Raw genomic sequence first — 12,035 nt, forward strand, 5'->3', positions numbered from 1 at the left:
AAAGGCGATGAAAATGCTTATGCATGCCTGTACCGCTCTTATGTTCACATTCTTTACCAGTATTGTTCACAGTTTACCATTGACAAACCATTAATTAAAGATTGCATCCACGACCTGTTCGTTGAACTGTGGAGAAACCGGATGACGCTGGGTGACACAACTTCCGTTCGTTTTTACCTGATGGCGTCGATTAAGAGGAAACTGGTGCGCCACCTGAATGCGCAGCAAAAGCACACCAGCAATGAAGATATCCCGGTTGAATACTGGCATATCAACACCCCTTCCCACGAAAACCACCTGATCTCGGAAGAAGAGTTCGAATCGACCAACCAGCATTTGAATGTGGCGATCAACGGACTTCCGCGCCGCCAGCGCGAAGCGATTTTCCTGAAATTTTACATGAACCTGAACAACCACGAGATTGCCGACCTGATGAAAATCAATATACAATCGGTGTACAATCTTGTATTTGGTGCATTGGGTAACCTTAAAAAACAAATGACACTAGACAGGCTTACATTCTAAGCTTTTTACAATCAGAGAAGAGAAGCGTGGCGAACTTAGCCGCGCTTTTTTTGTTGATAAGGGTACCATTAACAAACCCAATACGCCTGAATGACGCTTTTAAGCACCCCGCTTGCAGAACGTTTGCGCCCCCGAACTTTGGATGATTTTGTAGGGCAGGAAAAATTGCTGGGCCCGAAAGGGCCGCTGCGCCGCGCCATTCTGCAAAACGCAATTCCTTCCATGATTTTCTGGGGACCTCCGGGGGTCGGCAAAACTACACTTGCATTGCTTATCGCGGAAACCACAAAAAGGCAGTTCTATAACCTGAGTGCAATCAGTTCGGGTGTGAAAGATCTGCGCGAGGTGCTGGCGCGGCCTTCGGGACTTTTTCCGGCTATTTTGTTTATTGATGAAATTCATCGTTATAATAAAAGTCAGCAGGATGCATTGCTTGGCGCAGTGGAAAAAGGTCAGGTTACATTGATTGGCGCTACTACTGAAAATCCTTCTTTCGAGATCAATTCCGCATTGCTTTCCCGCTGCCAGGTTTACATCCTGGAAGCTTTTGGTGAGGACGAATTGAAAAACCTGATCAAACGCGCGCTGGGAAAAGACAAGTGGCTGAGTGAAAAAAACATCAAATTTGATTCCTACGACGCATTATTCAGGCTTTCAGGAGGTGACGGCAGAAAATTGCTAAACCTGCTCGAACTCGTCGTGCTGGCAAAAGGAGAGGTAACTGAAATAGAAATTACAGACGAATGGGTGGTAGAGGTTGCCCAGCAGAACATTGCGCGCTATGATAAATCGGGAGAGCAGCATTATGATATTATTTCTGCATTCATCAAGTCGCTGCGTGGAAGTGACCCGAACAGAGCACTCTACTGGATGGCACGGATGATTGTGGCCGGCGAAGACCCTGCGTTTATCGCCAGGCGAATGCTGATCCTGGCTTCGGAAGATATCGGCAATGCAAATCCGACTGCTATTATTATGGCAAATGAATGTATGCAGGCCGTGAATGTAATCGGGTATCCTGAATGCAGGATTATATTATCGCAAGTAGCGATTTACCTGGCCACTTCACCAAAAAGCAACGCGAGCTACACTGCGATCGGCGCCGCAATGCAGGCAGCTGAAAAAACGGCGCATCTGCCCGTCCCATTGCACCTGCGCAATGCTCCTACCAAGCTAATGAAGCAGATTGGTTATGGTAAAGATTACAAATATGCCCACGAATTTGAGGGTAATTTTGCGAAACAGAACTTTTTGCCGGACGAGATCAAAGGCAGCAAATTCTTTGAGCCTGGCAAAAATGCACGCGAGGAAGAAATCCGCAAGAAGCTGCAAAACTGGTGGGGCGACTGGTACGATTACTGATCTGCCGCATTCCTTCGCCTTTCTTCAAATCTGGCGTAGGAAAGATCCGGTTTATGCGTGCTGTCCACTTCTTCATTCCATTCCTCAGCTACCTTTCCGGCCAGTTTCTGCATGTTTTCTTCTGTTTCCCGGCTTGCGACAAACGCAGCGAGCTCTTCCGAAGTGGGTGGCAAAGTAGTATTCCCATGCAGTAAATCGTTCGCGCCCTGCGAAGGTTTCTCAGTACTTTCCATGATCAAAAGGTAAGCTTAGCGGAAATTGAGTAAGAATAAATACAAAGATGCGTGCATTGCTTCAAATTTCTGAGCGCCGGTTGATTAATCTCATATCTTTTGCTACATTTTGCCACTAACTTGCTCGCAATTCCACAGCTATCCATTACAAAAATGATCCCTGAAAGCATCTCCCTGCTGCAACGTCAGCTCCTCATCAATCAGTGCAAAATTCTGTCAATTATTGGCGACGAAACCGAGAAGGATGCCAACGAAAGAAGGATAGAAATCCTTGAAAAAGGCTACACCGGTCTTTACCCGAAAGTATTCAACACACTCTATGAAGAGGTTCCAATCAGCGTTTACAATGAAATTTCGGACATCATGAAAATGTATGGCCGTATTAATGACTCCATTCGGCTACTGACGGACGATGAAAAAGAAACACTCGACCTGGCTTTGCTCGAATTTGAAGGTTTTGATGAAGACAGTGGGATGCACTACTATATGATGTCGTACCTGGTTGACCGGATGGACCAGCATGGAGAGTATAAAGGCAGACAGCTAAAATCGCACAAAGGAACCTCTATGCTCAAATATAACAGGATGCTGTCCATTTTCTCAGAGTTCGAAAACACGAACAAACAGCAGTATTCCGCATCTGATTTAAAGAAGTTTATTGAAGTGCTTTCACTCACCGTGGCCTAAAAACTTTTTTCATTCAGAAACAACAAATTATATAATTGTTTCCAAGAAAAGTCTCGGTTTTGAGTTAACAAATCATTAATTTTGAACCCGAGAGCCAGCAATGGTTTTCAATAACGTTGAGTAAAATCAAACATCCCGGATACATTTGCATCCGGGATGTTTTTCTTTATATAAGATCGTTATTAGTTCAACTGCATTTTTCTCAGGCGGGATGCATTGCGCTTCATAAAAAGCCTATCCCCTACTGAATAGTTTTGATAGTGACTTCCTTTCTTCAGTTGTGCTATCAGCCACACTCCAACGCCGCCGGCAACCAGCAATAACACAAAGAACAGATACGGAAGTATCAGGTAGAAGTTTTGAAGTAGCTGTGCCATAATTTTCAGGTTTTTAGTCAGGATGTTATACACTACTGACTTGAAACAAGAAAATATCATACCAGGCTTTTACAATCGTTACAGTATGAATTTGAGGAATTTACACCACAGCTAAACTAGAATCTGGCGTTGGCTACCTTCGTGTCGCAACCTACTACGCTGTTGTTTACATACCCGGCGCTTATACCGGAAGCCTTGTACGACTTACCAGGCGCAACAGCTGCTTTGATGTTGACAATCTTGGAGGTAACTACTGATTGCGTTTCAGACAGGTACTTGAATTCCACATCTACGCTCGACAGCTTTTTGTCTGTTCCGTTCACGATTGTCATACTGTGGATTGCTACCCCACCGACTGAATGCCACTCGTTATTCTGAATTAAAATTTTCTTGAGTAGCTCCTCTTTGGCATTCATCGAAAATGTAGCCGCTGAGTCTGAATTGGTGATAACTTCGGTTTTGGAAACCGCTTCCTTTTTTTCTTTTAGAAAATCGAATTGCTTGTAGTAATAAAGAATGTAAATAAACGCGCAAACCGGCAAAATAGCGCTGACCCATTTAAGTACGACAATGGCCGCTTTTTTCCATTTACGTTTTTTGCTTTTTCTCCCGGGCATAAGGTGCGATTACTAGGCTAGGTTGTACAAGAACTTATTGCGCAAATATATGTATATATCGCAGGTGTCAAATATATTCGAGTGTATTGATGCGAATCCGTTCAATAAAAAAACAAACCGCCGGATAAATTCCGGCGGCTTGTATGTGTATCGTGTTTACAGGGCTACTGTTTAACAAATCTGTGCGTGGACACATTACCGTCAAGCTGGATTACCTTGACAATGTAAGAGCCCGTCGACAAGTTGGTGGTGTTAATACCGGCTGAGAATGCATTGGCGGATTCAAACACCACTTTTCCAGCTGCATTGATCACTTGTACCTGCTTCACTTTTGACCAGTCAGTCAATGTGATTTTCAGCATTTCGCCTGATCTCACAGGGTTTGGAGAAACAAAGCTGGTGGATCCGAATTTCACCTCTTTAATCTGACTGTAAGCAAAGCTCTCATCAAGATCGACCATTTTCAGGCGGTAGTAATTCATTCCGCCTGCTGGCATGTTATCCGTGAAATTATAGTACTTCATTCCCTTGCTTTCCTGTGCAGATTTCACCGAACCTATTTTCGACCAAACCTTACCATTCTGGCTGCGTTCCACATCGAAGCGGTCACTGTTTGACTCCTCGGATGTAGCCCAGCTGAGCGAAGTAGTTATACCTTCGGCCGTTGCATTGAAACTGGCCAGGGTGACGGGAAGCGAATTGTCCTGGACATTGATCCGGTACGTTCTCTGACCAATGCGGTTGCCGTTTGAATCTCTCACTTCCACAAGGAATGTGTAAATGCCTTGTGAATTTTCATCCGGAGACCCGCTGATTATCCCTGTATTAGGGTCGATAGACAATCCTGGCGGCAGCCTGTTAAAGCCGGTTCCTGACACAACTGAATATGTCTCACCCTCGCCTGTGTATGTTGCAACACTTACAGGATTCACTGAATTATATGCAATCGCTACATACGCATTGTAAGGAATTTCATTGAATACCAGACCAGGTGTCAGACAGCCGTCTGCAAATGGTGTTACAAATGCGCCGTAAACCCGAACGAGATTTAACAAGCCAGCTAGTGAATTAACAGATAATCTGATTTCGTCAAATGGCTGGGTTGCGGTGAAGTTTACATTGTAAATGTCGCTTTCAGTACCATTGCCAATCAAAGGAAGCAGCAGACGCAGCGCGATCAGCGTATTGCCTGATGCTGTTTCACCTGTAGGTTGTCCATTCAGGTAAGTAGAAAGTGTCAGCGACTGAAGTAAATCCAGTGAAACGATTCCCTGAAGATCCTGGATCGTAAAACCTGCAACTGTTCCTGCACCGTAAGTTACTACACCGTTTTTCACAGAAATTGACGCAGAGCCTGCTACACCTGCCGGAACTCTTAGTACTGCATAATCCGAAGTGGATGCGGTAATAACGTTGTTGGCATCCTGCACTTCACACAATGCACATACACCTACCAAGCCAGTACGAGAGCTTTCCACTACTACCGGCTGTGCGGGAGCAACCAGTAAGCCTGTTGTTCCGCAAACAATTGGATTGTTGTTGCACATCTGCTGAACAACCGCGTTGTAAATACGCACAGTGCCAAGCGGTACACTCGCAAGGTTTGTAAATTCAATTTTGATCTCATCAAATGCATCTTCCGCAACCACTCCAACTGTCTGGCGGCCGGAAGATGTAAGTAGCCCCGCTCCTACCAGCAAGGCAGTTCCGGTATATCCTGTGCCTGCGGAGTAAGCAGTTTCAACCCCATTCAAATAAGTACGGATCCGGATTGCTGCCAATGCATCCACATTCAGCAGTGAACCGGTGAGGATATCAAATCCGGCGTATGTGCCCGCAGGATAGTCGGTGATCGCATTTTTAACAGAGAATCCGGCTATGTTGCCTACCGCCGCGGCCAGATTGATACTCGCGTAATCGTCTGTCGAAGATCCATCAACTACAGCCTGGGTTTCGCTGATCTGGCAGTTGGCACATAATGCAGAGTTGATCGCAGTATTAGCTGCATTTACAAAAACTGCATAGCTCGGGTTGGTTACATTCACCGGGGTATTGCAGGTGAGCGCCCCATCGTTACAGAAGTTTGTAATCACCGGCCCGTAAACGAGCGTTGTAGAAGTAACATCTGCCGTTTGTTCAACCGTGATCCTGATTTCGTCAAACTCTTCATTCGTTACAAAACCAACAGTTTGGCGGGAGCCGGTAAGCAGGCCGACGTTGATCAATCCTCCCGTGCCATTTTGAGATTCCTGCTCTTCTCCGTCGAGGTAAGTTGTAATGGTAATGTTTTTGAAGAGGCTAAGACCAACCAACTGCGCATTACCAACAGAAAACCCTGCGAAAGTACCGGCTTGGTAAGAAATGCCTTCTTTTTTGACAGATATAGAACCTTCCGCACCAACAGCAGCGAGAACGTTGATGGTAGCGGCGGTATTTACATCTGCGTCTATCACATTGTTTTGATCCGAGATAGAACATGCTACGCAGGCAGTTCCGGAAAGTCCGGTATTGGTGAGACTAACCGTAAGTGGATAAGCAGGCGATGTCAATTGCGTAGGTGTGTTACACGCCAGCGCAGTTCCTTCTTCAAATCTCTGGACAACCGCATTGTAGATTCGGGTTTCTCCTACCAGTAATCCTAATCCGTTGAAGACGATGCGGATTTCGTTAAAGGGTCCGGCAGAGGTAAATCCGATTGTCTTCCTGGTGCCAGCTGATAGTAACTCACCTGAGACAACAAGGCCGGCACCCGTTTCCGAGTCAACCACATTTCCATTCAGGCGTGTTTCAATGGTAATATCGGAAAGCAGGCCGACCTGCAGTGTACTTGCTGTACTTATATCAAACCCTGCAAAAGTTCCCGAAGGATAGGTAGTTACATTATCATGAACCTGAAGGTATTTAGTTCCAAGTTTGCCTAGCACCTGAACCAGTTGCGCATAGTCGGTTGTGCTTCTGCTTATCGCATTGGCATCATTAACAATACCGCCTACAAGTAACACTTCAAGCGGATCTCCTCCACTGCTGGACGTAGTTACATTAAAATCAGGTAAGCTCGCGTTTTTGGCAATATTAACAGGGAAACTTGGCGCTGTGCAGTAGTTTACCTGAAATGCGTTGTATATGTTCACGGATTCTTGAACGGTACCGCAGCCAGCGAGTATTGGTTGTGCATCCAACGTGAGCGATATTTCAATACCGTTAAAACTACCGCTACCTGTTGTTACAAATCCAACTTCATAAAGGTTTGACCCGATTTGAGAGATTATTGGGGTTGAAGTTGAAGAGACACTGGTCCCGTTTAATGTTGCTGCCACGTTCACACTGGCAAAATCTGCCAAATCATTACTGGTTATAAAGCCGACATAATTGCCTCGCTGGTAAGTAGTACCAGAGGGACTTTCCACCCTTATGACTCCTGATGCATTGGTGGCCGTACCACATAGTGTGCCACTACGGGTCGCCCGCAATGTAACCTCAGCAAATGTCGCAGGATCATTGTCCGTCAAATTAGAGGTATTTGCTACAGTTGTCTGATTTCCTCCGCTATTGGGGGCTACTGTTGTTGTTACCGTCAAATTGCTGAACGTTGGCGCTGAAAAGTTGGTCTGATCGTTGCACACAAGGTTGGACTGCTGTGCAGAGGCCGCTTGTGCCAGCATCAATAAGCTCAGCATAAAGACCAGGAATTTGCCGGCATGTACTTTAAAGGATCCCGGTTGGTCTGAGAATATGGCAGCATCGTGGCGGCCCGAATATTCCGATAGATAGTGGTTTTGAAAACGTGTTGTCATAGAAAAGATGAGTTAGTAGAATAATGCATTGGCTGACAAACCTGAATGCTAAGAAGATCGTAGAACAGAACGATTGCGGCTCGGTGAGATCGCTTTCTGTTCAAAGCCCCGGAGAACGTGTTTAATTAGTGACTGGTAATTAGGTAGCTGATGAAGACATAGTTTGCGAATTAAGTTGATGTGAACAGACAGATATAGTCCTATTAATGCACAGCAATAGTTCTATATACCACAAATATTGTCCATTAAACCATCAAAGAAAACCCGCATATTTCTACTATGAATTTACCAGTTGTTTATAGTAGGTATCGAATTAATTTTAGCTACAAAGCGGCAAGATGTTTTCGACAGGATTGAGGCTACCCGGTTAATAAATAATGTTATTTTTCGTAGGAAAAATGAAGCTCGATTCGAATAAATGGCTTTATTTAGGCATTATTCGCCATTTGAACACCTAAAATCGTGTTGTCTGCGTGCCCGGAAGTTAGCTTGCAGACACATGCAAAAGCTTTAAAGCCTGGCTTTGAAGCCAATCAGAAAACAATATGAGAATTGCACTTGTAGACGTAAACCTACTTCTAATTGACTCACTAAAACAGCTGCTACTACAAAATCCGGAGTTCGACCATATAAATACTTTTGTAACCGGAAAAGACTTTTTGAAAGCGTTGGCAGAAAAGTGTCCGGACGTAGCAGTAGTAAACTCATCCATAGCAGATGAGGAAGGCCGCGATATGCTGGAAAGATGTAAAACCGCCTTACCGGACGGGCTGAAAGTAATAGTGCTTTTTGATGAAGCTGACGTTCATGCAGTAAAAAGCACGATTAAACGGGGGGCACAAGGCGTGTTGTCCGGGAATACCTTATTTGAAGAATTCAGCGAATGCATTCTTGCGGTAGCCGCCGGCAAACAGTTCATAGGCGCAGCATTAAAGGATATGCTGATCAAGAGCGTATTTGCCGGCGAGCAACTCGCCTTTCACCTGTCGCCGCGGGAAAATGAAGTATTACAGCGTGTATGCGGCGGACACACGATCAAGGAGATCGCGTACGATCTCAAACTGAGCGTGCATACCGTACAATATTACCATCGCAGTGTAATGGACAAAATGAAGGTAAAGCGCACGACCGATCTGATCGTTTATGCGATCCAGCACAAGCTCTTCATTCCCGAACTACAAAACAGTAACCGCTAATGGTTGAAGCGACCGTAAAAATCAGGTAGCGGGTTAAGATCTGGATTTTTCCTTTGGTGCCAATATGGATACACAGGCGCTTTCTCGCTCGCTGCATCAAGTTTCTTTACCTGTTCGAGACTGAGGTTCCAGCCGATAGCGCCCAGGTTCTGTTTCAGCTGGTCTTCATTTCTGGCACCGATTACGATATTGCTGACAGTGGGACGCTGCAAAAGCCAGTTCAATGCAACCTGTGCGACTGTTTTCCCGGTCTCACCGGCTACCTCGTCGAGCACATCGATCAGATGATAAAAGAAGTCTTCAGGAATAGCCGGCCCCTCTCCCCCACCTTGCGCAATGCGACCGTCCGCGGGAATGGGCTGGTTGCGGCGGTACTTACCTCCCAGTCGGCCCGCAGAGAGTGGACTCCACACAATGGTTCCGACGTGTTGATCCAATGCCAGCGGCATCAGTTCCCATTCAAACTCCCTGCTCAGCAAAGAGTAATGTGCCTGGTGCGCGATGTATTTCGACCAACCATACCTTTCAGAAACGGAAAGTGATTTCATCAGATGCCAGCCCGAGAAATTGGAACAGGCGATGTACCTGATTTTTCCCGCACGAACCAGATCGTCCAATGCACTTAATGTTTCTTCGACGGGAGTTACTCCATCGAAACCGTGCATGTGGTAAATATCTATATAGTCGGTTTGCAGCCTGCGCAGGCTATCCTCGCAGGCTTTTACCAGATGAAAACGCGAAGATCCGAAGTCATTTGGCTTGTTCCCCATTTTAAACGTAGCCTTGGTAGACAGGATAATCTGGTCCCGCATTCCGATAATTGCTTTACCGAGTATCTCCTCAGCTGCGCCTTGCGAGTACACATTCGCAGTATCGAAAAAGTTGATTCCCGCATCCATGCACAGACTTACCAGCTTTTTAGCCTCGTCAACCTGTGTATTTCCCCACGCTTTAAAGAAATCTCCACCGCCGCCGAAAGTACCGGTACCGAAGCTCAGCACAGGCACTTTCAAGCCTGATGCACCTAATTGTCTGTATTCCATCACCACGACTGTTTAATAATGTAAAATATGTTGCCTCTCAGGATTATAGAACATCTACTACAAACAACCGCAAATATATTTCGGTTGCTCATTGCTGTTCAGCCTTTCAATAATCGCGTTTGCGAAAGGCTTTCCGCGGACCTTAATTGAGCTGCGCTCAATTAAACTAAAAATATGCAAACATTCTTATTGACAGGCATTATTGTAGTCTGGATTTCGGCACTATTAAAATTGATCCGAAAACGTGTGATCAGGCAATGTAAAAGCGATATCGCGGCGCATGGCGAGGAGACTGCGGCCACCATTTTAGATGTAGAAATGCTGAATGCAGCGCGAAGCGGCCCGATTACAAAGATCAGGCTGAGATTGCAGGTCGAGCCAAAAAGAATGCGGAATTACGTGATTGAACTGGACAGGTGGACAAAAGTGTCAGAGCTTGCTGCATTGCGGATCGGCGCGCGCATTCACGTAAAATATGATCCCAGCAGACCAAAGCGGGTGATTATGCTTTAATGCGTCGAAGTATTATCAATGTGATTTTCAAGCTGGAAGGATGCCTTTGCGACCTTCAAATTGAGCCAAAAAAAATAACTTCCCTGAAATTTCAGAGAAGTTATTTGCATTATTTACTCAACGTTCCTCTATTACTTAACCTTTTCAGTCATATGCCGACCGGGGAGATCGGCGATCTAGAAAGGCCTAGAATATGATTCAAATATGCTACCTCAAAACCTACCTTCAAATATTTGATGAGCAAGCGGCACTGTTGGGTGAACAATCGGGAATTTGCATCATTCCTGTTCCAAATTGCTGGTTTGAACAGAGATCAGTGTTATATTTAAAGATCAATTATACCTTTTCGTATTTCACCATATCAAACCCAATCCATGAACCGTAGAGAAGCTGTTCAAAAAATAACCTTCCTCATGGGAGGTACCCTCTCGGCCCCTTTAATGGCCGGGATTATGGGGGAAAAGTTGAATTTTGGCCCTTCTATTTCCATTACAGAAAGCCAGGAAGCGCTTCTGGCAGAAGTTGCTGACGTAATTATTCCCACTACCAGCACACCTGGCGCCAAGGCTGCCGGTGCAGAGAAATTTATAACCCGCGTATTGCAGGATTGTTATGTGATCGACGAGCAAAAGAAGTTTTACGCCGGCCTCGACCAGGTGGATGCATTGAGTAAGCAGACTTACAATAAGGGATTTGTTTCACTTGATCAGACACAGAAGAACGAGATCATCAAGAAGACCACCGTTGCTGACAAGCCTTTTTTCCTGCAGATGAAAGGACTAACGGTAACAGGTTACTTCACTTCCGAGATCGGTGCCACGCAGGCACTCGACTACCTGCCGATCCCTGGCCGCTTTGATGGTTCCTGGCAAATGCCAAAAGGCCAGAAAAGCTGGGCACTTTAATCCAAAACCCTGCAAAATCTATCGAAATGGCGAATCTTAATATTGACGCATTAAAAGAAAACACCTACGACGCAATCGTAATCGGTTCGGGCGTATCCGGCGGCTGGGCTGCCAAAGAGCTTACCGAAAAGGGGCTTAAAGTACTGATGCTGGAAAAAGGCAAAAACCTGGAACACGTAACAGGTTATGAAAATGCATTGAAAGCACCCTGGGAAACCCAGTACAACGGCCGTTTGACCGTAAAGCAAAAAGAAACGCACCCATTCCTTTCACGCGATTATCCGTACAATGAGAATACCGAAAAGTATTGGATGAACGACATGGACGCACCTTACGAAGAGAAGAAGCGCTTCGACTGGTTCCGTCCCGATATCGTCGGCGGTAAGTCCATTATGTGGGGAAGACAATCGTACCGGCTCAGCGACATCGACTTTGAAGCCAACCTGAAAGATGGTATCGCAGTCGACTGGCCGATCCGCTACAAAGACATTGCTCCCTGGTATTCTTATGTTGAAAAACACGTGGGTATCTCGGGCGAAAAGCTTGGTCTGCCGCAATTGCCGGACAGCGAGTTTTTGCCGCCAATGGACATGTATTTTGTTGAAAAAGAAGTAAGGAAGCGCCTTGAAAAAGAATTCCCGGGTCGCACCATGACGATCGGCCGCGTGGCTAACTTGTCGCAGCCGACTAAAATTCAGCTGGAAGGGGGCCGCTCTCCGTGCCAGTATCGCAACCGCTGCTCTTATGGCTGTCCGTATGGTGCCTATTTTAGCACCCAATCAA

12 protein-coding genes are annotated in these 12,035 nt (G+C 45.7%); 7 read left to right on the forward strand and 5 right to left on the reverse strand.

Annotated elements, in window-relative coordinates; genetic code table 11:
- Nucleotides 1-525: RNA polymerase sigma factor (locus ACTIE6_RS00730; protein WP_439554806.1), on the forward strand; the 525-nt coding region annotated here is incomplete at its 5' end.
- Nucleotides 526-615: 90 nt separating this feature from the next.
- The gene (locus ACTIE6_RS00735; protein ID WP_439554807.1) at nt 616-1,887 is read left to right on the forward strand and encodes a replication-associated recombination protein A; all 1,272 of its coding nucleotides are present in this window, start codon (nt 616-618) and stop codon (nt 1,885-1,887) included.
- Here ACTIE6_RS00735 and ACTIE6_RS00740 read toward each other — a convergent pair.
- Nucleotides 1,881-2,120, reverse strand: coding sequence for a hypothetical protein (locus ACTIE6_RS00740; RefSeq protein WP_439554808.1), 240 nt, complete (start codon nt 2,118-2,120; stop codon nt 1,881-1,883). The genes ACTIE6_RS00735 and ACTIE6_RS00740 overlap by 7 nt on opposite strands.
- Before the next feature lie 153 nt (nt 2,121-2,273).
- Between ACTIE6_RS00740 and ACTIE6_RS00745 the strand changes: the two genes are divergently transcribed.
- Complete coding sequence (locus ACTIE6_RS00745) at nt 2,274-2,807, forward strand: YfbU family protein (RefSeq protein ID WP_439554809.1); 534 nt, start codon at nt 2,274-2,276, stop codon at nt 2,805-2,807.
- Between the two features lie 182 nt (nt 2,808-2,989).
- Here ACTIE6_RS00745 and ACTIE6_RS00750 read toward each other — a convergent pair whose 3' ends face one another.
- The 3 genes from ACTIE6_RS00750 to ACTIE6_RS00760 all read right to left on the reverse strand — a co-directional run bounded on the left by ACTIE6_RS00750 (nt 2,990) and on the right by ACTIE6_RS00760 (nt 7,595).
- Nucleotides 2,990-3,184 (reverse strand): hypothetical protein, encoded by a 195-nt coding sequence (locus tag ACTIE6_RS00750; protein WP_031527555.1) that lies wholly within the window; start codon nt 3,182-3,184, stop codon nt 2,990-2,992.
- Nucleotides 3,185-3,300: 116 nt separating this feature from the next.
- On the reverse strand, nt 3,301-3,801 hold the full coding sequence (locus ACTIE6_RS00755) for a hypothetical protein (protein ID WP_439554810.1): 501 nt from the start codon (nt 3,799-3,801) through the stop codon (nt 3,301-3,303).
- A 164-nt stretch (nt 3,802-3,965) separates the two neighbouring features.
- Nucleotides 3,966-7,595 carry a putative Ig domain-containing protein gene (locus tag ACTIE6_RS00760; protein WP_439554811.1) on the reverse strand — a complete coding sequence of 1,210 codons (3,630 nt, stop codon included), beginning with the start codon at nt 7,593-7,595 and terminating at the stop codon, nt 3,966-3,968.
- Nucleotides 7,596-8,140: 545 nt separating this feature from the next.
- Here ACTIE6_RS00760 and ACTIE6_RS00765 point away from each other — a divergent pair.
- Nucleotides 8,141-8,791, forward strand: a complete 651-nt coding sequence (locus tag ACTIE6_RS00765) for a LuxR C-terminal-related transcriptional regulator (RefSeq protein WP_439554812.1) — start codon at nt 8,141-8,143, stop codon at nt 8,789-8,791.
- On the opposite strand, the gene ACTIE6_RS00770 is transcribed toward ACTIE6_RS00765, so the two are convergent.
- The gene (locus tag ACTIE6_RS00770) at nt 8,788-9,834 is read right to left on the reverse strand and encodes an aldo/keto reductase (protein WP_439554813.1); all 1,047 of its coding nucleotides are present in this window, start codon (nt 9,832-9,834) and stop codon (nt 8,788-8,790) included. The two genes, ACTIE6_RS00765 and ACTIE6_RS00770, sit on opposite strands and share 4 nt — an antisense overlap.
- A 174-nt stretch (nt 9,835-10,008) precedes the next feature.
- On the opposite strand from ACTIE6_RS00770, the gene ACTIE6_RS00775 reads away from it, so the two are divergent.
- The 3 genes from ACTIE6_RS00775 to ACTIE6_RS00785 all read left to right on the forward strand — a co-directional run.
- Entirely contained in the window at nt 10,009-10,347 is a 339-nt protein-coding gene (locus ACTIE6_RS00775) for a hypothetical protein (RefSeq protein ID WP_439554814.1), read from the forward strand.
- Nucleotides 10,348-10,721: 374 nt separating this feature from the next.
- A complete protein-coding gene (locus tag ACTIE6_RS00780; RefSeq protein ID WP_439554815.1) occupies nt 10,722-11,252 on the forward strand; it encodes a gluconate 2-dehydrogenase subunit 3 family protein in 531 nt (176 codons plus the stop codon).
- 26 nt (nt 11,253-11,278) lie between these two features.
- Nucleotides 11,279-12,035: FAD-binding protein (locus ACTIE6_RS00785; RefSeq protein ID WP_439554816.1), on the forward strand; the 757-nt coding region annotated here is incomplete at its 3' end.

Source organism: Dyadobacter sp., from assembly GCF_051859145.1.
In the GTDB taxonomy this organism is placed as follows: domain Bacteria; phylum Bacteroidota; class Bacteroidia; order Cytophagales; family Spirosomataceae; genus Dyadobacter.